General features: G+C 48.8%; 26 protein-coding genes and 2 tRNA genes. 11 read left to right on the top strand and 17 right to left on the bottom strand.

Annotated features, from left to right (window positions below; genetic code table 11):
* Window positions 1–7 precede the first annotated feature (7 nt).
* From HZ996_00755 to HZ996_00745, 3 genes are read left to right on the top strand one after another with little or no spacing between them, the layout of a single operon-like run.
* The gene (locus HZ996_00755) at window positions 8–2,080 is read left to right on the top strand and encodes a carboxy terminal-processing peptidase (protein QTN37721.1); all 2,073 of its coding nucleotides are present in this window, start codon (window positions 8–10) and stop codon (window positions 2,078–2,080) included.
* On the top strand, window positions 2,067–2,966 hold the full coding sequence (locus HZ996_00750; protein QTN37720.1) for an ABC transporter permease: 900 nt from the start codon (window positions 2,067–2,069) through the stop codon (window positions 2,964–2,966). The genes HZ996_00755 and HZ996_00750 overlap by 14 nt, the downstream gene beginning before the upstream one ends.
* Before the next feature lie 52 nt (window positions 2,967–3,018).
* Window positions 3,019–3,216 carry a hypothetical protein gene (locus tag HZ996_00745; protein QTN37719.1) on the top strand — a complete coding sequence of 66 codons (198 nt, stop codon included), beginning with the start codon at window positions 3,019–3,021 and terminating at the stop codon, window positions 3,214–3,216.
* On the opposite strand, the gene HZ996_00740 is transcribed toward HZ996_00745, so the two are convergent.
* The 8 genes from HZ996_00740 to HZ996_00705 form a co-directional block, all read right to left on the bottom strand.
* Window positions 3,154–3,756, bottom strand: a complete 603-nt coding sequence (locus HZ996_00740; protein ID QTN37718.1) for a hypothetical protein — start codon at window positions 3,754–3,756, stop codon at window positions 3,154–3,156. The genes HZ996_00745 and HZ996_00740 overlap by 63 nt on opposite strands.
* Window positions 3,735–4,424 (bottom strand): leucyl/phenylalanyl-tRNA--protein transferase, encoded by a 690-nt coding sequence (locus tag HZ996_00735; protein ID QTN37717.1) that lies wholly within the window; start codon window positions 4,422–4,424, stop codon window positions 3,735–3,737. The genes HZ996_00740 and HZ996_00735 overlap by 22 nt, the downstream gene beginning before the upstream one ends.
* Complete coding sequence (locus HZ996_00730) at window positions 4,424–5,806, bottom strand: short-chain fatty acid transporter (GenBank protein ID QTN37716.1); 1,383 nt, start codon at window positions 5,804–5,806, stop codon at window positions 4,424–4,426. Before HZ996_00730 ends, HZ996_00735 begins: the two co-directional genes overlap by 1 nt.
* A 4-nt stretch (window positions 5,807–5,810) precedes the next feature.
* Window positions 5,811–6,167, bottom strand: a complete 357-nt coding sequence (locus HZ996_00725; GenBank protein QTN37715.1) for a DUF3127 domain-containing protein — start codon at window positions 6,165–6,167, stop codon at window positions 5,811–5,813.
* A gap of 5 nt (window positions 6,168–6,172) precedes the next feature.
* Window positions 6,173–7,075 carry a flavin reductase family protein gene (locus tag HZ996_00720; GenBank protein ID QTN37714.1) on the bottom strand — a complete coding sequence of 301 codons (903 nt, stop codon included), beginning with the start codon at window positions 7,073–7,075 and terminating at the stop codon, window positions 6,173–6,175.
* A 143-nt stretch (window positions 7,076–7,218) separates the two neighbouring features.
* Window positions 7,219–8,238, bottom strand: coding sequence for a PepSY-like domain-containing protein (locus tag HZ996_00715; protein ID QTN37713.1), 1,020 nt, complete (start codon window positions 8,236–8,238; stop codon window positions 7,219–7,221).
* 132 nt (window positions 8,239–8,370) lie between these two features.
* Window positions 8,371–8,838 carry a hypothetical protein gene (locus tag HZ996_00710; protein ID QTN37712.1) on the bottom strand — a complete coding sequence of 156 codons (468 nt, stop codon included), beginning with the start codon at window positions 8,836–8,838 and terminating at the stop codon, window positions 8,371–8,373.
* 87 nt (window positions 8,839–8,925) lie between these two features.
* On the bottom strand, window positions 8,926–9,825 hold the full coding sequence (locus HZ996_00705; GenBank protein ID QTN37711.1) for a hypothetical protein: 900 nt from the start codon (window positions 9,823–9,825) through the stop codon (window positions 8,926–8,928).
* Between the two features lie 158 nt (window positions 9,826–9,983).
* Here HZ996_00705 and HZ996_00700 point away from each other — a divergent pair, with 158 nt between their 5' ends.
* Together HZ996_00700 and HZ996_00695 are read left to right on the top strand one after the other, a co-directional pair.
* Window positions 9,984–10,475, top strand: coding sequence for a hypothetical protein (locus HZ996_00700; protein QTN37710.1), 492 nt, complete (start codon window positions 9,984–9,986; stop codon window positions 10,473–10,475).
* Window positions 10,476–10,522: 47 nt separating this feature from the next.
* Window positions 10,523–10,954, top strand: coding sequence for a DUF2147 domain-containing protein (locus tag HZ996_00695; GenBank protein QTN39979.1), 432 nt, complete (start codon window positions 10,523–10,525; stop codon window positions 10,952–10,954).
* A gap of 63 nt (window positions 10,955–11,017) precedes the next feature.
* Here the strand turns inward: HZ996_00695 and HZ996_00690 are convergent, their stop codons facing one another.
* Together HZ996_00690 and HZ996_00685 are read right to left on the bottom strand one after the other, a co-directional pair.
* The gene (locus HZ996_00690; protein QTN37709.1) at window positions 11,018–12,130 is read right to left on the bottom strand and encodes a hypothetical protein; all 1,113 of its coding nucleotides are present in this window, start codon (window positions 12,128–12,130) and stop codon (window positions 11,018–11,020) included.
* Between the two features lie 118 nt (window positions 12,131–12,248).
* Window positions 12,249–12,854 (bottom strand): hypothetical protein, encoded by a 606-nt coding sequence (locus HZ996_00685; protein ID QTN37708.1) that lies wholly within the window; start codon window positions 12,852–12,854, stop codon window positions 12,249–12,251.
* Between the two features lie 212 nt (window positions 12,855–13,066).
* Between HZ996_00685 and HZ996_00680 the strand changes: the two genes are divergently transcribed.
* Entirely contained in the window at window positions 13,067–13,711 is a 645-nt protein-coding gene (locus HZ996_00680) for a hypothetical protein (GenBank protein QTN37707.1), read from the top strand.
* Window positions 13,712–13,810: 99 nt separating this feature from the next.
* On the opposite strand, the gene HZ996_00675 is transcribed toward HZ996_00680, so the two are convergent.
* Window positions 13,811–13,893, bottom strand: a tRNA-Leu gene (locus HZ996_00675).
* Window positions 13,894–14,070: 177 nt separating this feature from the next.
* Window positions 14,071–14,152 (bottom strand) — tRNA-Leu (locus HZ996_00670).
* A gap of 83 nt (window positions 14,153–14,235) precedes the next feature.
* Between HZ996_00670 and HZ996_00665 the strand changes: the two genes are divergently transcribed.
* The 5 genes from HZ996_00665 to HZ996_00645 are packed head-to-tail and all read left to right on the top strand — an operon-like array spanning window position 14,236 to window position 18,820.
* Window positions 14,236–14,922, top strand: a complete 687-nt coding sequence (locus HZ996_00665) for a hypothetical protein (GenBank protein QTN37706.1) — start codon at window positions 14,236–14,238, stop codon at window positions 14,920–14,922.
* Window positions 14,923–14,961: 39 nt separating this feature from the next.
* The gene (tig, locus tag HZ996_00660) at window positions 14,962–16,296 is read left to right on the top strand and encodes a trigger factor (GenBank protein QTN37705.1); all 1,335 of its coding nucleotides are present in this window, start codon (window positions 14,962–14,964) and stop codon (window positions 16,294–16,296) included.
* A gap of 47 nt (window positions 16,297–16,343) precedes the next feature.
* Entirely contained in the window at window positions 16,344–17,030 is a 687-nt protein-coding gene (locus HZ996_00655; GenBank protein QTN37704.1) for an ATP-dependent Clp protease proteolytic subunit, read from the top strand.
* Complete coding sequence (clpX, locus tag HZ996_00650; protein ID QTN37703.1) at window positions 17,027–18,253, top strand: ATP-dependent Clp protease ATP-binding subunit ClpX; 1,227 nt, start codon at window positions 17,027–17,029, stop codon at window positions 18,251–18,253. Before HZ996_00655 ends, clpX begins: the two co-directional genes overlap by 4 nt.
* Before the next feature lie 12 nt (window positions 18,254–18,265).
* The gene (locus HZ996_00645) at window positions 18,266–18,820 is read left to right on the top strand and encodes an ATP-dependent Clp protease proteolytic subunit (protein ID QTN37702.1); all 555 of its coding nucleotides are present in this window, start codon (window positions 18,266–18,268) and stop codon (window positions 18,818–18,820) included.
* Here HZ996_00645 and HZ996_00640 read toward each other — a convergent pair whose 3' ends face one another.
* The 5 genes from HZ996_00640 to HZ996_00620 form a co-directional block, all read right to left on the bottom strand.
* Complete coding sequence (locus tag HZ996_00640; GenBank protein QTN37701.1) at window positions 18,821–19,315, bottom strand: dihydrofolate reductase; 495 nt, start codon at window positions 19,313–19,315, stop codon at window positions 18,821–18,823. It lies immediately after the preceding gene.
* Window positions 19,312–19,680 carry a hypothetical protein gene (locus HZ996_00635; protein ID QTN37700.1) on the bottom strand — a complete coding sequence of 123 codons (369 nt, stop codon included), beginning with the start codon at window positions 19,678–19,680 and terminating at the stop codon, window positions 19,312–19,314. The genes HZ996_00640 and HZ996_00635 overlap by 4 nt, the downstream gene beginning before the upstream one ends.
* Window positions 19,680–20,399, bottom strand: coding sequence for a VIT1/CCC1 transporter family protein (locus HZ996_00630; protein ID QTN37699.1), 720 nt, complete (start codon window positions 20,397–20,399; stop codon window positions 19,680–19,682). The genes HZ996_00635 and HZ996_00630 overlap by 1 nt, the downstream gene beginning before the upstream one ends.
* Window positions 20,400–20,415: 16 nt before the next feature.
* Window positions 20,416–21,210 (bottom strand): thymidylate synthase, encoded by a 795-nt coding sequence (locus tag HZ996_00625; protein QTN37698.1) that lies wholly within the window; start codon window positions 21,208–21,210, stop codon window positions 20,416–20,418.
* 171 nt (window positions 21,211–21,381) lie between these two features.
* Complete coding sequence (locus tag HZ996_00620; GenBank protein ID QTN37697.1) at window positions 21,382–22,440, bottom strand: alpha/beta hydrolase; 1,059 nt, start codon at window positions 22,438–22,440, stop codon at window positions 21,382–21,384.
* Between the last annotated feature and the right edge of the window lie 169 nt (window positions 22,441–22,609).

The following is a 22,609-nucleotide window of genomic DNA, read 5'->3' as shown; positions in this document are numbered from 1 at the left end:
ACGAAAAATGGCACATTTGAATATGTTAAAAAAGTGGATGATTGTTTTGGGCACACTTGTGCTCAGTGTTGGAGTTGTATACAGTTTTTATCGCCCGTCTGAGGCGGAAAAAGAAGAGCTCATTATTCAGCTTGTAACCAGTGGCCTTCAGCAGGCGCACTTTGCACCACAGGCCTTCGACAATAGCTTTAGCGAACGCATGTTCGACTTTTACTTGGAGTCCTTGGATCCTGGAAAGCGATTCTTCTTGGCTGCTGATGTTGAAGGATGGGCAGCCTATCGAAACGATTTGGACAATGCGGTCTTAACCTCGGATTACACCTTTTTCGATTCGACTTACGAGACGCTCATGATGCGGATAGGGCAGACCAAGTCCCATTATCAAGAAATTCTTGCCGAACCTTTTGACTTCACCGTCGAAGAGTACATTGAGACGGATCCGAGTAAGCTCGCTTATGCCACAACCACAGAAGAACAAAAGGAATACTGGAGACAGTATTTGAAATACCGAACCATGTTGCGGGTCGATGACTTGCTCGAGCGTCAAGGCGATAGTCTGAGTCTCGAGGAAATTGAAGTGAAGGCACGCAAAAAGGTCCTAAAGAGCCATGATGACTGGTACGACCGAATGGATGAAATGGAACGTAAGGATTGGCATGCGGTCTACATTAATTCCATCACGGCGGTTTTTGACCCGCATACCCAGTACTTCCCCCCATACGATCAAGACGCCTTTGAAATTCAAATGTCCGGTCAGCTAGAGGGGATTGGCGCTCAACTCGTGAGCAAAGACGGTTTTGTCGAAGTGACCCGAATTGTATCCGGAAGTCCGAGCTGGAGAATGGGTGAACTCAAAGTAGGAGACCAAATACTCAAGGTGGCTCAAGCCGACGAAGAACCCGTTGATGTGGTGGATATGCGGATAGAGGATGTAGTTCAGTTGATCCGAGGGCCCAAGGGTACCGAGGTACGCCTGACCCTCCGTAAGCTCAACGGAACCATGACAGAGATCTCGATTATTCGAGATGTCGTGGTGTTGGAAGAGACTTTTGCCCGCTCCGCAGTAATCGAGCATGACGGTGATAAGTACGGTTATATCCGTTTGCCGAAATTCTATTTGAGCTTTGATGGGAGCGGTCGAGATTGCGGCGAAGACGTCAAGAACGAGCTACTCAAACTTCAAAAAGAAGATATTGAAGGGGTTGTTTTTGATCTCCGAAACAACGGCGGTGGATCTCTGCAAGGCGCTATTGATATTGCCGGCTTATTCATCGACCAAGGCCCGGTTGTACAGGTCAAGGCCAAAGGTCAGAGCCCTGTTGTTTTGCAAGACGAAGCAAAGGGAGTTATTTATGACGGACCCTTGGTTGTCTTGGTCAACGCTTTTAGCGCAAGCGCCTCTGAAATCCTGGCGGGAGCGTTACAAGATTATGATCGAGCCGTAGTTGTCGGTGCGGCACATACTTTTGGCAAGGGCACCGTTCAGAACGTATTTGAGTTTGATGACTTGGTACGTGGACAGGCGGATGCACTCAAGCCACTCGGAGCTTTGAAATTGACGATTCAAAAGTTCTACCGAATCGACGGAACCACGACCCAACTTCGCGGAGTCACCCCAGACGTAGTCCTCCCCAATTCTTATAACCTGGTGGATTTTGGAGAGAAAGAATTGGAGTTTCCACTCGCTTGGGATGAGATCAAACCTGCGGACTACGCCACCGTTGGGAGTGTTGGTGATCGGATGGAGCAAATTAAGGCCAAGTCCGGTAAACGCGTTGGAAAGAACAAGACGTTTCAGTTGATTCAAGGAGAAGCGCTCTGGCTAGAGGAGCAAGACGATTTCTCCCAATTCCCGCTTCAGCTTGAAGCATACCAGAAATTGCTCGCTGACTGGGAGGATAAGTCGGAGAAGTTCAAGGCCATTGATGAGTTCAAGGCAGATTTCACGGCAACCGAATTGGTTATGGCGACAGCTGAACGCGATACCGTTCAGCTCGAGAAAACCCGCCGTTTTCAAGAACGTCTGACCAAAGATGTCGAGCTGGCAGAAGCACTATTGATAGTGGATGACTTGGACTGATTCTCCATCAGCTCGAGCGTGGAAGCAATTCCGATCTCAGCCCTTGGGTATGATTGGTCTCTCGCTTATCGTGCTCATCACCTTCACGGCCATAGTTGGCCCCTTTTTTATCCCAGACCAGAGTGCTCACGCCAATCAAATGGACCTGAGTTTGGCCGCTCAAAAACCCGGAACGACCGCTAAAATCGAGGTCAACGGAACGCCAACCCACCGAACATTCTGGCTGGGGACCGATCGCTTTGGCCGAGACTTATTGAGCCGAATGGTCCTCGGCGCGCGCGTGAGCTTGGCCGTAGGATTCATTAGCGTCTTTATTTCCTTGCTGGTGGGCGTTACACTTGGTGCACTGGCCGGTTTTTACGGAGGAAGAGTCGACACCTTCATCATGTGGCTCATCAACGTTGTTTGGAGCATCCCAACGCTTTTGCTGGTCATTGCCATCACACTAGCCTTGGGCAAAGGGTTTTGGCAAGTATTTGTGGCCGTTGGCCTCACCATGTGGGTCGAAGTCGCTCGTGTCGTTCGCGGACAAGTCATGTCCTTGAAAGAAAAAGAATTCGTCGAGGCTACGGAAGCCCTCGGCTTTCAATCGCTGAGAGCCCTTTTCGTTCACGTGCTCCCCAATGTGTGGTCGCCAGTAATCGTCATTTCAGCGGCCAATTTTGCCTCCGCGATTTTGATCGAAAGCGGTTTGAGTTTCCTGGGAATTGGGGCTCAGCCACCCATTCCAACTTGGGGCGGGATGATCAAGGACCACTACAGCTACATCATTGTGGATAAGGCCTACCTGGCTATCATTCCTGGTGTCGCCATACTCTTGTTGGTGATGAGCTTCATGTTGGTCGGAAATGCACTGCGAGACGCCCTTGATGTAAAACGCGCTTAGGCAGCAACATCTGTCATGTTCAAAATCGAGGAGAAGCTCTAAATTCCTCCTCATGAAAACCTTCCTCTATTTGGTCTGCCTTTCCCTTCCGTTATTTGCGGCTGTGGGACTGGTGATCTTCATGGCTGGAGGAAAAGGAAAGCCCAAGCCTACACAGGATGAACTGGTGGAGCGCGAAAAGGTGCACCTAGAAGGTGTATCGCAAAGCAAGCCCCGAGAGACCAACGGAAACGTCGAGTCCATTCAATAGCTCGGAGGCGTGATTCCTATGAATTTGGTGCATCACCAGATCAAAGACAAACAAAAAGCTTCCCTGAAGTATGAGGCTGTTACCCCAACCGGTGAACTGATCCATACGATCCGTTTTGACCTTTGCTCGCTCGCGCAACAAGAAGCCCGCCGTAACATAGGCAACGTCGAGTCCGGCATTGAACAGGAGGATCTTTTCAATTTTCCGCTGCTCGATGAGGCTGTTGGCCAAGTCCAAATCCGTTGCTCCGGTCACGGCCCCGTAATAGCCAATCCCAGCGATGCTCAGATTGACCAAATTCCAAAAGACATTCATTTGATGGAAATACTTCGTGGAGCCGTCAGTCTGGTAATACTGCCAACCGCTGAGGGCCATGTTTCCGGCGGCCCATCCGCCCAGCACGTACATCCCCGATCGATTGATATCGAGCCGATCCTGATTAAAAGTGATGAGGTCTTGAGCATCTGCGCCTAACGGCGCGATAAGCATCACCAACAACAAGGTCCACATCCACGTCTTCATGGGAACAAGAACGTCCATGATCCTCTCATTGTTTCGGTCTCTTGAGCCACGGCAATCTCTTCGAGAAACACATCTCGATCGATTTCCTTAGCCCCAAGCGAGGCCAAATGCTCGGTGTGTACTTGGCAGTCAATCAATGAAAATCCACGATCCGCCAAGGCTTGAACCAAGGAGATGAAGCCGTATTTACTGGCATTGGATTGACGACTGAACATGCTCTCACCGAAGAATGCCCGCCCCAGTGACACTCCGTATAGCCCTCCCACTAAGGTGTCATCAGACCAAACTTCAACGCTGTGGGCAAAACCCTGGCGGTGCAGCTCCGAGTAGCCCGATATAATCTCCGGCGTAATCCATGTTCCATCCTGCCCGGGCCTAGGGATGGTCCCGCAGGCTTGAATTACCTCTTCAAAGGCCTGGTCACAGGTGACTTTGAAGGCCTTGCGATTGAGTGTGGAGCGCATGCTTTTGCTGACCTTCAATTCTCCTGGATATAGAACCATGCGCGGATCGGGACACCACCACATCGGCGGCTCGTCCGCGTTAAACCACGGGAAAATGCCAAGCTGGTAAGCCAACAACAAACGTTCGGGCCGTAGGTCCCCGCCAACAGCAAGAATCCCCGAAGGGTCCGTCAACTCAGGATGAGGAAATTCGAGCCGATCACTCAAAGCATAGATGGGCATCAGAAAAGGAGTAAGGCAGTCAAGAAAATCAATAGGGCCACGAGCATCAACACGACCGTATAGGGCAGAATCTCCCGCGCTTTAAGCCCGGTAATTCCGAGTAGGGGGAGTGCCCAAAAGGGCTGAAGCATATTGGTCAACTGATCCCCATAAGCCATGGCCATGATGCACTTGGATAAGGAAACGCCCAGTTGATCCGCGGCCTGTACAATGATGGGCCCTTGAATCGCCCATTGACCTCCTCCAGACGGCACAAATATGTTAACTAAACCAGCAGAGAAGAAGGTGAAAATGGGGTAGGTCGACTCGGTGCTGATCTCAACAAAATACGCTGAAATCTGCCCGACCAGACCGCTACTTTTCATGATGCCCATAATTCCGAAATACAGGGGGAATTGAATGAGAATTCCAGACACCCCGCCAATGGCTTCTTCAACAGCCGAGAGAAAACTACGGAAGCTGGAGTGAAGGGCGAGGCTCAGGCCGAGCAAGAGCAAATTGATGTTGTTGGGGGTAAAAAAGGCGAGCAGCCCGGAAGGCATGGTCCAAGCCTTTTGAATCACGTATCCCAAGATGACTAGACCAAAGACGAGTGAAAACCAGCGACTGCGGTCCAATACTTCCGCTCCGATAGGTCGTTCGCTGCTCTGATCAATTGACATTCGAGATTTCAACTGAAGGGGATGGGCTGATACGCGTTTTCCGAGCAGCCACATGGTCACGGGCAAGGCGATCAAGAGCAAAAGAGAAACGGTCATGTTCATCGGACTGAAGACTGTCTCGGCAAAAGTTATGGAGGAGGGGAGTGCAGCTAATTCCGCTTCGGGCAAGATGCCGGTCATCAGCGAGGCCAAATGCCCGGATTCTGCAACCTTGGTCAATGAACTGCCGGACAATCCGCCATGCCAGACTAGAAGACCAGAATAACCGGCAGCGCCGACTAAGGGGTAGTTGATTTCATATCGGCCCGTGAGGGCCTGTTCCCCAACCTTACGAGCGAAAATAGCTCCAAAGATGAGGGCGAAGCCCCAATTGAATAGCCCGACCGCCACGGTCAAAAGCGTCACCCAAGCCGCGGCGGATGCAGTTGTGGTACAGTATCTCGTGACGCGTCGAATGAGCCGATCAAAAGGTTCGGTTAGGGCCAGTACATGACCGAGGACGAGCATGAGCATCATTTGGACGGCAAACACCAATAAGGCGTTGTTCCAGAGCCCATCGTCCCAGAAATTCAATAGCTCCCCAGCCTTGGTCCAAGAGACCGGTTCTGGAGTGGCCCAGAGGGCCAAAATATAGGTCAGTAAGGTGAGGAGTACGGCAATGGTGAAGGGGGATGGCAGTAGCCATCGGAACGCGCGTTCAACCGTACTCGAAAACCCCATCTACTTAGAATGGCAAATCATCCTCTGCATCGGGTCCATCCATTTGCGAGGGCTCCAATGGTGGAAGGTCAGGAATGCTGTCCCCAGCACTGCCACCGTCCACCTTCGACATTTGCCAACTTTGCAAATTCACGTAGTAGCGGCCGTTGTATTCGTTGCCTCGGATGTTGAATTTAACCGTGACTTGTTCGCCTTCGTTGTAGGCGTCTAGCATATCGGCTTTTTCCTTAATGGCCTCAAACTTTACGTCTTGAGGGTATTGTTCTTGAGTCGTCACCACGAATTCGCGTTTAGAGAATCCGCTGGGGAAGGTTTGGGTGTCAAAAATGACTTTAATAGTTCCAGTCAGTTCGTGAGACATAGGTCTTAATTTCTGTTGAGTTTGTCGATTAACAATACCGCCCAAGCTTCTTGGACCTTATTGTCTTTCAATAATTCATGTGCATGCTGGTGCAAGAGCTCCCGAAGGACATATGCGTCATCGGACTGCCGCAAGATGTCACTTACAGCAGGGTCTTTGCGAATAGCATCAATTTCTTCATCATGGGGAATCCGTTCTACATTGCCGAGTTTCCCGAGGTCGTTTCCGGTGAGAATAAAGCTGTTCCGAATACGCGCGGGTATCATGTCAATCCCAATGCCCAAGTTGCGATTTGGTTTGGCCACTTCAAACAAAGCCTCTCCATTGGCACGTACATACCAATCTCCGCCCATGCGACCCACCAAGTCAATTTTGTGCTGATCGATTTTTTGCTGATCGTTCAAAATGGCTTCGCTGAAGTGCATCATTTGCACTTCGCAGATGACTAGATTGCCCGCTCCTCCATTCTCACCTAAGTGGACCACTTCTCGAACGGTGCATTCGAACTGCGCTGGACTCTCTTTGACGCGGTAGGGACGTACCGTTTTGGATTCCATCGGCGTCAATCCCGCTTTGACGAATTCATTCACGGTGCTGGGATACTCCGTGGAGCTCAAATTCATCTGCTCCGTAATCGTGAAATTGACCACATTGATGACCACTTCCTTGGTCGTTTCACAGTTGCTGAGCGTATCCTTGGTGGTGTTGTTACGCACACGGCGTGCCGGTGAAAACACCAATACAGGAGGATTCGCGCTAAATACATTGAAAAAACTAAATGGGCTCAAATTGGGATTCCCGTGCACGTCCATGGTGCTTGCAAAGGCGATCGGGCGAGGGCCAATGGCGCCCAGTAAAAACTGGTGTACGTCTTTGGTCTCAAGCTGCTTGGGATCTACGGATAGCATAAGGTAATGGGAGTCTGAATCAGAAGCTCAAAGATAGAGAAATCGCCTCGTGGATTACCCCATTGTTAATAAAAAGTAGTGCCTGCGGCACGATGCAAAAAAGAGGGCTCAAGGCCCCCTTTTTCTTTCTTTTCACCATCCGATTAATCCTGTTCCGCGTAAAGGAAGACGCCATTGGCATCAAAGTACAGGGTCCAATCGTTGTCCAGCTCAATCTCGTAGATGTTGTCTTCGAATTCAGCTTCTTCAATGGTTGCATTTGGATAGTTCTGATTGATGTACGTGATGATGGCTGCCGGCAGATTTGCAGGATCAATATCATCGTCGTCATCCGTGCCAATGAAGTTACCGTTGATGTCAAAATAGAGTTCAAGACCGTTGCTCAGGTAAACTTCATAGATATCGTCATCCAATTCGGCTTCTACAATACTGTCGTTCGGATAATTCTGGTTGATGTACGTAATGATTGCCGCAGGAAGATTGGCAGGATCAATGTCATCATCATCGTCATCATCGTCCATTCCAAGGAAAACACCATTAATGTCAAAGTAGAGTTCAATACCACTGCTTAAATAAACCTCGTAGATATCATCGTCTAGTTCGGCTTCAACGATACTGTCGTTCGGGTAGTTTTGAGTGATATAGGTCAAAATAGTGGCCGGTAGGTTCGCCGGGTCGATGTCATCATCTTGCTCCGCATAGAGGAACATACCGTTAAGGTCGAAGTAGAGCTCAGTTCCGTCACTGAGATAAACTTCGTATTCGTCATCGTCCATCTCGGCCCATGCGATGGTTTCGCCTGGATAATTCTGACTGATGTATGTCGTGATGGCCGCTGGTAGACTAGACACGGGGACCGGTGTATCGTCGTCACCGGAGCTCAGTGCTTCGGTGTGGAGATGATTCCCATTGAGGTCGTAGTACAATTCCCAGCCCATATCCAGCAGCACCTCATAACCGAGATTCACGTCTTTCTTGGCTTCTGCAATTTCACTGCTCGGGAAGTTGCTGTCCACGTGGTTCTTTACCGGAGCTGGCAGTGAATTCAATTCAATCGTTTGATAATCTGAGGGTGATTGAGAAGAAGGTGTTGGATTCTCTTCTGTACAAGAGATGAGCACACTTGCAAGCGCTAGAGCGCCCAACCATTTATTCAATTTCATCTTAAAATCGAGTTTGTTGTAGTATCGGACAAAGATCTCGCAATTTACGGCCTTTCCTCTCTATTTATGTTGCATACGTTTTAAAAGATGTTACCCTCTTTACCCGAGGATTCCTTTCTTAGGTCAATCGACCTAGCAACAACCACTTCCCGGTGCGCATTTCTCGGAAGCCTGTAAACTGCTCAATCGGACCTTGGGCTTAGATGCGGGAATACCGCAGTTTTCTTTAGCCAAGCAATCTGTATTCTTCGTTACTAATTGAAAGCGACGACCGTCAAAATCAAGGCCGTATTTCCCTATGGTTTCACCTTGGTATTCAACTTCTACTTCGTGGTCTTCTATACCGAGGACTTTTTCGGAGAGCTCAATTATACTCAAGAGCTTTTCTGGGTGGAGGCGATGGTCATAGTCGTTCGCATTCCACAACTGAAAGCTCACAACGGAATCACGGCGAACGGTCCCTCCGCAATCAATGAAGTTCTTTTGAATTTGACCGACCTCGGTGACGTGAAAGTGAGCCGGAACTAAGGTGCCGTTGGGCAACTCAAACTCACTTCGTTCAACCTTTTTTAACGCGTTTTTGACTTCAGATAATAGCATGATCAATATTTATATATTGCAATATTACGATAAATAGAGAATAGGTGATCGGAATTACTGACTTTATCTCCTAAATTTTTTGAATCCCTAGGGGCACTCGGGCGCATATTCACCTTCCGTTGTCCGGAAGTAGCGATCGCCGTTCATGAGGAACTCCTCCTCTTCATAGTTCAGGCGATAGTCGTACTCTTCCCCGGTGTAAAAAGAAAGCCTAAGCGTAGGGTCGCCTGAAGAGCCGATGATGATGGACCAGGTTCCATGACCTTTGGAGCTGTCGTTGTCGTATCCCGTATGACGACTCCCCGTGAACGTATCGTGATCGGAGCTCTTAGACCGGAAGTATCCTTCGGAGCAGAGATCGATTTTCTTTTCCGTTGTATAACCGGCGGATATTCCAGAGGATCCATATCCAGAAGAATAGTACGAATCCATATAGGTCAACCGAACTCCGGACAGCCATGCTTTCCATTCCGAGAGTTCTGCATCTCGGTCCACCTTGGTGAAGGTCAATGACGATAGAAGATCTTTCGCAACTTGTTCGTGCTCCGAGGAATACAATTCGGACTGAGTAGCAACCAAGATCATAAGTCCGGGGCCTTGATAGGGGTTTTCAGCTCCAATGATATATGCTTTAGCGGGCTCTCCCTCCATATAGCCTTCGAATGCGGCTCCAATGGCATTGGAACTCAAAGACTCTAAATCTGAGGATAGGCGTAAATCCGTCCCGTACTCATCGCGCATTCCCGCAGCGGCTTCTTTCTGCAACTTCGAAAGAGAATTGGTGTGTGAAGAAATAAGGACAAAACCGGGGGTTTCATTCGACCCTAGTATAAGAACATCGTCTCCCTCTTGCCCCATCCATCCTTCGGGTATATCAAAAGAAATACCCACGGATTCAAAAGAAACATGTCCGGTGATTTGCGCGGGACACAAGAAGCCCAAAATCATCAGGCATGCGAGAAGGAAATAGCTTTTAAGCGTTCTCATGTAAGTGAAATTAGTAAAATCGAAATCAATGAAGGGCGCCCGAATAGGTCGGAACCCGAACTTACGGCCCCTTTCTCGGTTGATTCGGTAAATTAGCGGGACGCTGACCCTGGGAAACAGGTGTCCATAATTGTTTGAGCTCCTAAATCTGAAAGCGAATGAGAACCCTTGTCTTAGGCTTAATGATGACCGTCATGTTGGTCGGTTGTACCAGCACCTCTAGTGTGAATAGCAATGTGAATGCGGTGGTGTCCGGTGAGATGCTTTTCAGCGGGCCCAACAGTCTTCAGGCACCGGTCTCCATGAGTCTGGGTTCGCTCGAAGAAGATCTGAGTATTGCGCAAGACGATATTCGGCGTGTTGGCGTAACTGCAATTTCCGTTGCCCTATCTGTAGAACAAGCGCCTTTGGCTGAAAGTCTTCTGCTCCAGATCGTCAGTAACAACCAAGAGATGTTGGCCCTAGGGACCTTAAGTCCTTTGGAGGGTGGTACATCTTTTGAACTTATCGTGGCTGAAGACACCGATCTTTTACCTTTTTTGAAAGACGAAGGAGCTACCTGGGTACTCGATGTGAATCTCACGGAAGATATTCTCGATGAAATGGATGCTTCTGTGGATTTGAACTTGATGATTAATTACAAAAACTAAGAACCGATATGAAACTATTCTTTGCTGCCCTCTTTAGTGCATTCCTTATGCTGCCGATTTCGGCCAATAGCCAAGAGACTTCATCGGATCCTGGAGATCAACTCATTGGTGTTTGGTCACCAAGCGACGGACGTAGCTATTTGAAGATTGAGAAAATAGGGAACAAGTACTTCGGGCGAGTGGTGTGGTTGAAGGAACCCAATGATGAGAATGGTAATCCACGGGTCGATAAGAACAATCCCGATGAGTCTTTGCGCAGCACACCGTTAAAAGGCTATCGCGTATTGAAAGACTTCATCTACGATACGGAAGAGGAAATGTGGAAGGACGGAACCATCTACGATCCCAAAAACGGCACCACCTATGATTGTAAGATCGAACTCATCGAAGAGAATAAGATTGAAGTTCGCGGTTTTGTGGGAGCAGCAGTCTTTGGCCGAACCGATGTCTGGACCAGACTCGTCAAGAAAAAGAAGTAAGACGATCGAGCAAAAAAAAAGCCCTTCGAATTCCGAGGGGCTTTTTTATAGAATGCTATCTACTTAAGGACTTACATAGCTAATCCCAATGGTGAAGTAAAAGGGATTGCCCAATTCGTTTTCAATATAGTAGGGATCGTCGCTACCCAATAAGCGCAAGAAATCCCCGTCTTCATCAATATCATAACTCCAATTGTACCGGTATCCCGCCTCGGCAATCAGCCAAAAGAAACCCTTGATTGAACGCATATACCGAGCCCCAAACCGGACTTCCGATCTGCGCAATTCCAGGTCTTGCCCTTGAAAGGCCATGGGATTCTCGGGTACCGAAGAGCCGGGATTATCCGCAAAATTGTTGAGGTGGTAGGTATTCCCCAAGAAATTAAATCCGAAACCGATCAAGCTGGTGCTGTTGAAGCGATAGCGGAGGTAGGCGCGTGAGGGGAGCAGAATTTCCGTCCCCCATTTTTCATTCTTGAAGGTGTGGTAGTAGTACACCACAGGCAAGTAGTTCAAGGCACCACCCAAATAAGTCCGAGCCACACCAAAACCGTACATCAAACGATCGTGCGGTTTAAAACCGTAGATCAAAGCGGCGGAATAGCGCAATGTGCTCAAGCTCTGATCAAAATTGCTGTAGCTGTAGTCCCCGTTCAAGGCTATCCCCACTTGACCCAGCAGGAATCGCTTTTCATTGAGGGGCTTGAAAACAGTGGCCAAGGTACTGGCGCTCCGAAGTGGATTGTCTTGAAGACTTTGAGTGAACGGGTGATTACTCGTCTCATTGGTAAAGCTGTAGTGCTGCTCCGTGTAGACGACATTGAGATTGATCAGGATGTTGTTTCGGCTGACCACCGGGAAGTTCCCTGCCAAACCAAATTCATGTGTACTCTGAATGTTGTTCGTCTCGCTGAGATCCGGGTTGCCTGTTCCTTCCAATGGGTTATCTGAAGGGTTGCCTGCTGTGAAGTCATGAGCTCCTTGAAAGGTATACGAAACACCAATCAAGGTTGTGGGACTCTGCCCCAAGACCTTGTTGTTACAAAAGCTTTTTGAAGGCGGCGCAGCTAACTCAAATTCAGAAAAATCGAACTCGTCCTCTTCCACGGAAGTCGTGTCGGTTTGGGCTTGAACGGCCAGGGAAAAGATCAAAAGCAGAAGGGTAATTCTGTACATCAATAGACAATCGTTAGGTTAAACGTAGGCGGAGCGCATAGTAAAGCAAATATGCGGATCATTTGTTTCATTCCCTGACTTTGAGCCTACGGCTCGATGCGCTCTGATCTCTCTCAATCTACAATAGCGCAGTAATCACGCCCACCGAAAAGCCCCAAGCCCCTCCGCGCTCGATCCAGAAATCGGTTTCTTCCCACACCTGACTTTGAAAGATGTCAAAGGTAAGCGCGGCGTTCTTTTCGAAGTAGTATTCAAAACCTACGGTTGTTCGGGTCGTGAAAATACTCTTGCCCTCTTGTTCAATCGTAATGGTGTTGTCTGAAATACTTGCGGTTGGGATGTTGTACAGCTTGATTCCAGGCTGGACCATCAAAAAACAACGAAACTTGGAGTCTCCAAATCGGTAGCCCAAACCTCCGAGAATATCTGTAAAGAGCACCTTTCCCGACAAGACGTTCGAGGTCCCGTCGATATTCTCAAACCGATATTCAGAATCATATGGATCGTAGTTCACGCGAAAAAAGAAGTCGTTGTTGTTACGCAAGCGCAATTCAATAGAGGTTTTCACGATAACACCGGGCGACAAGAATTCAGATCCGTGATCCACGAATCCAATTTCCAAAGAGGGGAGGAAGATGCGAGATACAATGTTTTCTTCTTCCGTTTGTGCATGCATGCTGCAAGCAAAAAGTACGCTTACAAGGGTAAGAATAGTGCTTCTCATTGAGCGGAGATTTTAGATACTTAAAGTATCACATTATCCCGCTCTCCGCCTGTTTTTGCCAATGAAAAATGAACCGTAAAGCTCCAGCCGGATTTCTGCATTTTTAGCACCGCACAAAATTTTTCCGAAAAAGCCCTCGTTAATGGAAGGTCACCAAAACTGTTCTCCCTTCGCAACACCACTACTTTTTATTAATCTCAAAACCATGTTTAATGAGAAGTTTGTTGCTTGTCTTTTGTGTCGCCGCCGCAGTCGTTTCCTGTTCTAAATCGGAGGACGTCGGTGATCAAAACTCTTCCCCTGATAATGATTTTTTCGCTCTGAAGGTGGGCAATTCTTGGGTCTACAAGAACTACCTCTACGATTCTGCCTCGGAGAGCTATCTGGAGTCAACGGTAGTCGATTCCGTATCCATTACAGCTACAGAGGAGATTTCGGGCGAAACCTATTTTGTCTTCAGAAGAAATACTGTTGGAAATGAGGATGGCCTCACCGTGTGCAATCCAAATGGCGAACATTACGAGCGCCTGCGCGCGCTGGACGGTCAACTCGTCAATGAAAATGGCGACGTCAAATTTACCTACACGGATTACTCAGAACGAGTTGTCCAATCGGAGGACTGGGGTACGGTATACGAGACCCTTCAAGACTATGACAGCACCTTGACGGTGGAAGCTGGCGAATTTGAGTGCATGTTTTCCGAGCGATATGTGAAAACGACTCAAGGAGATCAATTCCCCGCAACGGATCGATTCTTCTATGCCTCGGGAACAGGCCTGATCTACGACACCTCTTCCTACGCTTCGAGCGATAAGCCTGCCGTAATTCGCAGGTTGTATTCCTACTCGGTGCAATAATGATTTGGGCCTGCGGCCCGGTGCGGTTCCGGATGCGACCTTCAGCTCCGGAAACCAAAGAGCCCATCCGACTTTGTCGAATGGGCTTCTTTTTTTTTGTGCGGACGGGGGGACTCGAACCCCCACGTCGAAGTGACACTGCCGCCTGAAGACAGCGCGTCTACCAATTCCGCCACGTCCGCGGGTCTAAAATGAGTTTGCAAGCAAGCACCCGTTTGGGAGGTGCTAACAAGCACAACGAAATCCGTTTAGGTCCTTCCAGGACATCGCGGATTTTTTCCCTGATTTCCTTGAGCAAGCTCAGTAAATCGATAAAAAAATCCGCTTGCGCAGAGCGCAAACGGATTTCTTATTGCTTGTGCGGATAGAGGGAGTCGAACCCACACGCCTCACGGCACTGGATCCTAAATCCAGCGTGTCTACCAATTCCACCATATCCGCTTAAAAGAACTGCCTTCCATTGGAAGGACGGCAAAGATACAAAGATTCACGAACCAAAGCGATATTTTCGGGTTCTGAAAATCATGGCACAAGACACGCAGATTCATCCTGTAGACGGCGGGCCCATTTATTTCGAGACGAACTTTGACCAATGGATCGTGGAACCGTACAATACGCTTACGGCAGCGGCCTTTCTTGGTGTGTGTCTTTATTGGGCCTACCGTGTTTATCGGCCAGAGTTTAGAGGTCATTTTCTGCAGTACGTACTTCCCATTCTGGCCATCGGAGGAATTGGCGGAACGCTGTATCACGGTTTTCGAAACCACGCCGTGTGGATTTTCATGGATTGGGTTCCTATTCTCATCCTCACCGTCTTGGCCAGCGTATATTTCATGTGGAAAGTGACAGGAAAATGGTGGAAGGCCTCCCTTTTTGTGCTTGGTCTCTTTGTTTTGACTGGCCTCTCACCATTGATGGTGGCCGATCAGTACGCTTCCAGTATTAGTTACTTCTTTATGGCCGTCATGGTCTTGCTTCCAACGCTGCTCTTTCTGCGTCAAAGAGATTGGGCGTATATAGGATACGTAGGTGGAGCGACCCTTGCTTTTGGCATGGCCTTGACGGCGCGTATCATCGACCCGCAGGGTCTATTGCCCATGGGAACCCACTTCCTCTGGCACATTTTTGGAGCCCTCAGCGGGAGTCTGATGATAGGCTTTATTTACTACCACAACTTGAGGGAAATGCGTACCTTTGCGCCCTCGAAATAGGAGGGAAGTCCCTCATCATCAAAGGAAAAGACGTTTTCTATGGATATTAAGAAAGTGGAGATCGATGATTTGAATGCACAATTGCGCATCAAAATCGACGCAGCAGATTACCAACCGAAAGTAGAGGAAGTACTTTCGAACTACAGAAGAACCGCAAGCGTACCTGGATTCCGTAAAGGGAAAGTGCCGATGGGCATGGTGAAGAAGATGTACGGAAAGGGTGTACTCGTTGAGGAGGTAAACAAATTAATGCAGCAGCAGGTCTTTGATTTTCTGAACAGTGAAAACTTGGAAATTCTCGGGAACCCTATTCCTACAGACGAGAATGAGCAGGTGGACTGGAGCGAAGGAAACGACTTCGAATTTTCGTTTGAAGTAGGTCTTTCTCCTGAGTTCGAAGTGAAGATCACCAAGAAAAACAAACTTCCTTTCTACCAGATCAAAGCGGATGATGCGACGATCGATCGCTATACAGAGGACTTGGCTCGTCGCTATGGCGCCATGACCAATGTCGAGAAAAGCGAAGAAGGAGATACCCTCTACGGGAAATTCACACCAGCTGGCGAAGGTGACCACAGCAATGAGGCTACGGTCATGATCAGCGCCATCAAAGACGCAAAAATTCAGAAGAAATTCATCGGAATTGGACCGGATGATATTGTTGAGTTCGATGTGTTGAAAGCCTTCGACAACAACTTGACCGAAGTGAGCTCTATGCTCAACTTGCCTAAGGAAGAAATCACAGATGAGAATAAGAAGTGGAACTTCCAGGTCATTCGTGTGAACCACCTGGTTCCTGCTGAATTGAACCAAGAGTTGTTCGACAAGATCTTCGGTGAAGGGAATGTGAACGGAATCGAAGAGTTCCGAGCAAAAGTAGCTGAGGACATCGAGAAGATGTACGAGCAAGAAAGCGATCGTCGATTCTTGAACGATGCTACGGAATATATCTTGGACAAAACCAAGTTCGATCTTCCTGACGCTTTCTTGAAGCGTTGGTTGATGACCGTAAGCGAGAATCCATTGACGGAAGAGCAAGTGGAAGCGGAGTACGCTCAATACCAGTTGTCAACCAAATGGCAATTGATCGAGAACCGCATCGCTAAGGACAACGACATGCAGATCACCAGAGAAGAAGTATTGGGATTTGCAGAGAACGCTGTTCGCTCGCAAATGCTTCAGTATGGTATTCCGGAACCAGACGAAGAAATGGTGAAAAACACCGCTTCTAAAGTTTTGGAAAACGAAGAAGAAAGCAAGCGTATTAGCGATGAGATCTTCTCTCGTAAACTCCTCGCCTTCTTCAAAGAGAGCTTCAAACTAGACGAGAAAGAAGTTACCTACGACGAGTTCGTCGAGAAAGCAACAAAATGATACATTTGAGGTTGTAATCAGTACACGTTTTACAATCTCAATATATCATGTTTGACAACGACGAGTTTCGCAAATACGCGACACAACATATGGGTGTCAGCAGCTTGACGTACGATGAGTACGTGAGCGCTGCAACCCGCCAAATGCCCCGGGGATTGACCCCGAACATCATCGAAGAGCGCCAAATGAATGCGGTGTCTATGGACATCTTTTCTCGCCTCATGATGGATCGAATCATCTTCCTCGGAGTGCCTATCAATGATCAAGTTTCGAATATCGTTCAGGGACAACTCCTCTTTTTGCAGAGCGTTGACCCCAAAAAGGATATTCAAATCTATCTGAACACGCCGGGTGGTGGCGTTTATGCCGGATTGGGCATCTACGATACCATGCAGTTGGTTGCCCCTGACGTGGCGACCATTTGTACCGGGATGGCGGCTTCTATGGGAGCTGTCTTGCTCTGCGCCGGTGCTGACGGGAAGAGATCAGCCCTGACCCATAGTCGGGTGATGATTCACCAACCTCTGGGCGGTGCTCAAGGGCAGGCCTCAGATATTGAAATTACCGCGAAGCAGATCTTGATGCTCAAGCAAGAGCTCTATCAGATCATCGCTAAGCACAGCGGTCAGGATTACGATAAAGTCTATGAAGATGGAGACCGGGATTACTGGATGAAGTCGGATGAGGCCAAAGCGTATGGTATGATCGATGAAGTATTGACCAAAGCAGGATGAAAGAAGAATTGAGTTGTTCCTTTTGTGGACGTAAGAAAAGCGAAACCAAGATCTTGATCGCCGGGATCGATGCACACATATGTGATCAATGCATCGAGCAGGCACACGGCATTTTGGTGGAGGAATTGAGCGACAGCGAACTCGAATCGGTGGCTCAAGAAATGACCTTGCGCAAGCCACAGGAGATCAAGTCATTCTTGGACGAGTACGTCATCGGTCAGGATGATGCGAAGAAGGTCCTTTCCGTAGCGGTATACAACCACTACAAACGACTCTTGGCTCCATCGGACGATGAAATCGAAGTCCAAAAATCCAACATCATCATGGTGGGCCAAACAGGGACTGGAAAGACCCTGTTGGCTCAGACCATTGCCAAGATGTTGAATGTTCCTTTCGCCATTGTGGATGCCACCATTTTGACTGAAGCCGGGTATGTGGGAGAAGATGTGGAAAGCATCATTTCCCGATTATTGCAGGCTGCGGATTACGACCCTCGGAAAGCCGAGCGGGGTATCCTGTTCATCGACGAGATCGACAAAATTGCGCGCAAGAGCGATAATCCGTCCATCACACGCGATGTGAGTGGAGAAGGGGTTCAGCAGGCTATGCTTAAGCTGTTGGAAGGCTCTAAGGTCAACGTTCCGCCGCAAGGAGGACGAAAGCATCCAGACCAGAAGTTTGTGGAGATCGATACCAGCAATATTCTCTTCGTAGCCGGAGGGGCATTTGATGGAATCGACTTGCACATCAAGCGCCGCCTGAACACGGCTGCCATTGGTTATGGAAATGCTTCCCAGGAACGAGTTGATGACGATAACGTCTTGCAATTCGTAGCTCCCCAAGATTTGAAGAGCTTTGGTTTGATTCCTGAGCTCATCGGGCGGATGCCTGTGCTGACTCATCTGGATCCGCTCGACGCAAGTGCGTTGAAGCGCATTCTAACCGAGCCTAAGAATGCTCTAATGAAACAGTATCACAAGCTTTTCGCTATGGATGAGGTGGACTTTTCCTACGATGAATCAGCCATTGATTTTATCGTTGAAAAGGCCGTCGAATTCAAGTTGGGGGCTCGTGGACTTCGGAGCATCTGTGAGGCATTGCTCGTGGATGCTATGTTTGAATTGCCCAGCGGTGAAGGTGAGCAAGAGCTTCGCTTGACCCGTGACTATGCAGAAAAGAAAATAAGCGCCAGCAGCTTGAGAAAGTTGCGGGCCGCTTCATAATAAAATTAGACAATGAGTGAATTCAAGAATTTACAAGATCAGATAGACGCACGCCTCTTGGGTGAGCGTAAAGTATTCCTTTGGGGACAGGTCGATGATCGAAGTGCCAAGCACGTGATCGACCGCCTTTTATACCTCGAACTCGAGGCCCCGGGAAAAGAAATCCAATTCGTCATCAACAGTCCTGGGGGATATGTGACCTCAGGAATGGCGATCCACGACACCATGCAGCAAATCTCAAGCCCCGTGAGTACGGTGTGTGCAGGTATGGCGGCATCCATGGGCTCTATTTTGCTGTCCGCTGGAGAAAAGGGCCGTCGTTTTGTGATGCCCTACGGTCGAGTGATGATCCATCAACCGAGCGGAGGAGCGCAAGGACAGGCCTCAGACATCGAAATCCAAATGAAGGAAATCTTGAAGACCCGCGATATCGGTGCCAAAATCTTGGCCGACAATTGCGGTCAGAGCATGGAGCAAATCCTGAAGGATTTCAACCGCGATTATTGGATGGATGCTGAGGAATCAGTGGCCTATGGAATCGTTGACGGAATTGCAGAAGGGGCTTAATTAGTCCTCTTTCTTCCGTTCCCAAACTTCAAAGCTGAAGTTGTACGCATGACTGGCGTCCTTCTTGTGCGATTCGTGCAAGACGCGCTGCCATTCGTTGGGATCCAGTTCTGGAAAGAAGGTATCGCCGTTGACGTGGGCGTGGACCCGGGTAAGGTAAATGCGGTTCACGTAATGAATAGCCTGTTCGTAAACCTGTGCTCCACCCACCACAAACGGTTCTTGATCTTCGCCGACCATCTCAATGGCGGATTCGATGTCGTGTGCGATTTCCGCGCCTTCAATGACTAGATCCTCGCGTCGGGTGATGACGATGTTCCTTCTTTTTGGAAGAGGTTTGCCAATGCTGTCAAAGGTTTTTCGGCCCATGATGATCACGTGGCCCGAAGTCATTTCCTTGAAGTATTTGAGGTCCTTGGGCAGATGCCAAAGAAGCTGATTGTCTTTGCCGATGGCGTTGTTCTCAGAAGCGGCGACGATCATGGAAAGAATCATGATGCTGGGTTTGGTTTGGGTTGCAACGAATGAAGGTACAGGGCTAAAGATACGCCATAAAATGCTCCGCGCTCGATGAATTCCCACCAAGACTCACCGACCAGAGGGCGAATTAAAGCCGTTGATAACGTCCAAACGAAGCACCACAGGTATAGCCATTTGAACGGCTTGAAAACCAGAAGCGCAGCAACGATTAGATCCAGTACTCCGATCATGGGCAAAATGGAAATGGCCAGATTTTCGGCTATCCCTAGAGTGGTCAAATAGGGCACCCAACTCATCCGCCCGTTGAGGGCGAAAATGCCATGCCCCAAAAAGGTCAGGGCAAGTGCAGCGCGCAAGATCAAGTGAATTCTGCGATCCATTAGAACAGGCGCTCGAGGTAGTTTCCGACAACGTAGGACAGAATAGCTGCAGCAGCACCCAGGAAGAGCGTCTCAGCAATGCTTCGCAGGATGTCATTTTCCGTCACGCGAGCCTTCAAGTATCCGATGAGGACAAAGGCGCCCCCGGTCATGACGCAGGACCAAGCAAACAAGTCCAATTCCAATCCATCGGCGGCGTAGTCGTAGACGTACACCAGCAGTGGAATGAGCCCAACAAGTATAAAGCTCACGAAAGTCACGGCCCCCATGGCAAATGGAGATTTGGTTTCCTCTTGCATCTCCAGTTCTTCCTTCATCATCACATCGACCCATCGGTCGCGGTCGGCACAAATCACATCGACCACCTGCTCCAGTAACTCGCCTTCGAATCCCTTCGCTTCATAAATCTCACGAATTTCAGCCCGTTCTTTTTCAGGAAGGTTGTCCACTTCCCAATACTCGATTTTCTTGTGCTTCTCGTAATTCTGAATCTCCGATTTAGTGCTGAGAAATGCACCCACGGACATGGCAAACCCATCGGCAATGAGGTTGGCAAATCCGAGGATGATGATGACGGCCGTATCCAAACCCGCTCCAACCGATCCGGCAACCACAGCGAAGGTGGTCACACTGCCGTCGATACCGCCATAAACGAATTCTCCCAAGTAATCTTGAAAGCGGCGAACGAACGCATTCTGGGGCTGATGGTACTTTTCCATGCCCTAAAATAAAAGATTAAACGGCAACCACGCCTTTGATGTGCGGCCATGGATCGTAGTTCAACAATTCGAAATCTTCAAACTTGAACTCGAATATGTCCTTGACCGTCGGGTTGATCTTCATCGTCGGCAAGGCTCGCGGCTCGCGGCTAATTTGCAATTCCACTTGTTCCATGTGGTTGCTGTAGATGTGGGCGTCACCGAAGGTGTGCACAAAATCGCCCAGTTCTAGATCACAGACTTGAGCGACCATCATGGTCAACAGCGCATACGAAGCGATGTTAAAAGGTACACCCAAGAAGATGTCCGCCGAGCGCTGATACAGTTGACAGCTCAGTTTGCCATCCGCTACGTAAAACTGAAAGAAGGTGTGGCAGGGAGGGAGCGCCATATTGGGAATCTCGCTCACATTCCAAGCCGAAACAATCAGGCGTCGGCTGTCCGGATTGTTCTTGATATTGTGGATGAGCTGGGTGATTTGATCGATGGACGCCCCATCAGGCGTGGGCCAAGAACGCCATTGAACTCCGTATACAGGCCCCAGATCCCCGTTCTCATCAGCCCATTCATCCCAGATTCGAACACCATTTTCCTTCAGATAGGCGATGTTGCTATCCCCTTTGAGAAACCACAAGAGCTCGTGAATAATACTCCGCAAATGCAGCTTCTTGGTGGTCACCAGCGGAAACCCCTTCGAAAGATCGAATCGCATTTGGTGTCCAAAAACGGAAGTGGTTCCCGTCCCCGTTCTGTCTTCCTTGGCGACGCCTTCGTCGAGCACGCGCTTGATGAGGTCGTGATACTGCTGCATATTCTGGGAATTTCTATCAAAAATAAGGCCCTACGGGCCGATGCACAACCCGCCCCGCTCCAAGTTTTTAAGAAGAAATAAACAAAAGCCAGAAGGCCCGCTGCCTCACCCTGAAAAGGTGCGCGCGGGCCTCCTAACCTATGAAAGTTAACTACTAAACCTATGCCTTTATTAGTCCATATTTCGTGCCATAAATGCGGACATGTCGTACCAGTAGTCGCGATTTAGGGTGGTGAAGTTTGGATGTGTGAAAAGCGGAGAAGGCCATTGCTCTACTTCGTAAACGAGGTCCTTGCTTTCTGTGTAGCCTTCATGAAGCGCACGCGCATAGATGCCTTCTGGCCCGTTGAAGGATATACCGCCGTAGGTGAATGTGGTATCAAAGGTGACGGTACCGTCGTTGAATTGTTGATCGGTGCAGGCGACCAAGTAGAGTGCGGGATCTCCAGCGTCTACAAAATTGACTCCTTGCGTGTAGATGTTCATGCCGATGATTCCTTTGATATCTGAAGAGAACCCGACATTATCTGTGTTGTCCCATCCAAGGGCGTTCAGTCGGCCAGCTACATAAGGCTGAAGATTTGGATCGGTGAAGTCTCCTGTTTCGCTTGCACTCATAAAGGCGTGGTTGAAGGCAATTTGCCCTCCGTTGGACCACCCTCCAATAAAGATATTCTGTGTGCTGGCGCCCCAAGCTGTCGCCTGACTGCGCACAAACCGGATTGATGAGCGGACATCTTGGACGGCGTATACCCAGTCGTCCACATCAATGTTTGCGTCCGCAGATAAAGAGTACTTGGAAACAGCAGCCAAATAACCCTTACTGGCTAATTCTTGGGCAAAGGCGTTTAGACCGCTCAACTGCGTATGAGATGAAAATCCACCACCAGGATAAAGAATGACCACAGGTTTTTCTGCGAGGTTATTATCCGGAGACACAAAGACTTCCATCGTGTTGTCTGTTCCGGATCCGTACGTGTAAACTGTAGAGGTGACGTTTACATAGATTTCATCTACAAAGTTGGGTCCCTCTTGACCGGTTACTTCTCCAAGCTCATTTAGAGCGGAAGAAGCTCCATTTTGAAAAGGATCAATGGTAGCCCCTTTTTGGGTTAGTGATCCGTCTACTCCTTGAGGAGCAATTTGATCGTCTTTCTCACAAGAAGTGAAGACAGTTAAGAAGATCATTGAAAAGAAAAAAGCAGCATACTTAAGAATTGAAGATTTCATGATAATTTGATTTAGGGTGAAACGTAAGTACACCGCAAACATCCGGCGGAAAACAGGGCAAGGGTTAACAGTTATGTTGCTGAACATTGCAGAGACATAGGTGCAAGGTATTCAGACGTCCTTGGCCCCTTTGGAACATATGTTGCAAAGCATTGAACACATGTTGTTT

The sequence above is a fragment of the Cryomorphaceae bacterium genome (assembly GCA_017798125.1).
Taxonomy (GTDB): domain Bacteria; phylum Bacteroidota; class Bacteroidia; order Flavobacteriales; family ECT2AJA-044; genus ECT2AJA-044.
This window is presented reverse-complemented; position numbering and strand designations above follow the sequence as displayed.

Excerpts from the sequence above, each read along its gene's own strand:
- HZ996_00705 (QTN37711.1), bottom strand. The coding sequence starts at position 9,825 with ATGAGAACGCTTAAAAGCTATTTCCTTCTCGCATGCCTGATGATTTTG.
- HZ996_00730 (QTN37716.1), bottom strand. The coding sequence starts at position 5,806 with ATGGGGTTTTCGAGTACGGTTGAACGCGCGTTCCGATGGCTACTGCCA.
- HZ996_00710 (QTN37712.1), bottom strand. The coding sequence starts at position 8,838 with ATGCTATTATCTGAAGTCAAAAACGCGTTAAAAAAGGTTGAACGAAGT.
- HZ996_00700 (QTN37710.1), top strand. The coding sequence starts at position 9,984 with ATGAGAACCCTTGTCTTAGGCTTAATGATGACCGTCATGTTGGTCGGT.
- HZ996_00655 (QTN37704.1), top strand. The coding sequence starts at position 16,344 with ATGTTTGACAACGACGAGTTTCGCAAATACGCGACACAACATATGGGT.
- HZ996_00735 (QTN37717.1), bottom strand. The coding sequence starts at position 4,424 with ATGCCCATCTATGCTTTGAGTGATCGGCTCGAATTTCCTCATCCTGAG.
- HZ996_00755 (QTN37721.1), top strand. The coding sequence starts at position 8 with ATGGCACATTTGAATATGTTAAAAAAGTGGATGATTGTTTTGGGCACA.
- HZ996_00620 (QTN37697.1), bottom strand. The coding sequence starts at position 22,440 with ATGAAATCTTCAATTCTTAAGTATGCTGCTTTTTTCTTTTCAATGATC.
- tig (QTN37705.1), top strand. The coding sequence starts at position 14,962 with ATGGATATTAAGAAAGTGGAGATCGATGATTTGAATGCACAATTGCGC.
- HZ996_00695 (QTN39979.1), top strand. The coding sequence starts at position 10,523 with ATGCTGCCGATTTCGGCCAATAGCCAAGAGACTTCATCGGATCCTGGA.
- HZ996_00690 (QTN37709.1), bottom strand. The coding sequence starts at position 12,130 with ATGTACAGAATTACCCTTCTGCTTTTGATCTTTTCCCTGGCCGTTCAA.
- HZ996_00685 (QTN37708.1), bottom strand. The coding sequence starts at position 12,854 with ATGAGAAGCACTATTCTTACCCTTGTAAGCGTACTTTTTGCTTGCAGC.
- HZ996_00630 (QTN37699.1), bottom strand. The coding sequence starts at position 20,399 with ATGGAAAAGTACCATCAGCCCCAGAATGCGTTCGTTCGCCGCTTTCAA.
- HZ996_00715 (QTN37713.1), bottom strand. The coding sequence starts at position 8,238 with ATGAAATTGAATAAATGGTTGGGCGCTCTAGCGCTTGCAAGTGTGCTC.
- HZ996_00625 (QTN37698.1), bottom strand. The coding sequence starts at position 21,210 with ATGCAGCAGTATCACGACCTCATCAAGCGCGTGCTCGACGAAGGCGTC.
- HZ996_00750 (QTN37720.1), top strand. The coding sequence starts at position 2,067 with ATGACTTGGACTGATTCTCCATCAGCTCGAGCGTGGAAGCAATTCCGA.
- HZ996_00725 (QTN37715.1), bottom strand. The coding sequence starts at position 6,167 with ATGTCTCACGAACTGACTGGAACTATTAAAGTCATTTTTGACACCCAA.
- HZ996_00680 (QTN37707.1), top strand. The coding sequence starts at position 13,067 with ATGAGAAGTTTGTTGCTTGTCTTTTGTGTCGCCGCCGCAGTCGTTTCC.
- HZ996_00665 (QTN37706.1), top strand. The coding sequence starts at position 14,236 with ATGGCACAAGACACGCAGATTCATCCTGTAGACGGCGGGCCCATTTAT.
- HZ996_00745 (QTN37719.1), top strand. The coding sequence starts at position 3,019 with ATGAAAACCTTCCTCTATTTGGTCTGCCTTTCCCTTCCGTTATTTGCG.
- HZ996_00740 (QTN37718.1), bottom strand. The coding sequence starts at position 3,756 with ATGGACGTTCTTGTTCCCATGAAGACGTGGATGTGGACCTTGTTGTTG.
- HZ996_00720 (QTN37714.1), bottom strand. The coding sequence starts at position 7,075 with ATGCTATCCGTAGATCCCAAGCAGCTTGAGACCAAAGACGTACACCAG.
- HZ996_00635 (QTN37700.1), bottom strand. The coding sequence starts at position 19,680 with ATGGATCGCAGAATTCACTTGATCTTGCGCGCTGCACTTGCCCTGACC.
- HZ996_00645 (QTN37702.1), top strand. The coding sequence starts at position 18,266 with ATGAGTGAATTCAAGAATTTACAAGATCAGATAGACGCACGCCTCTTG.
- clpX (QTN37703.1), top strand. The coding sequence starts at position 17,027 with ATGAAAGAAGAATTGAGTTGTTCCTTTTGTGGACGTAAGAAAAGCGAA.
- HZ996_00640 (QTN37701.1), bottom strand. The coding sequence starts at position 19,315 with ATGATTCTTTCCATGATCGTCGCCGCTTCTGAGAACAACGCCATCGGC.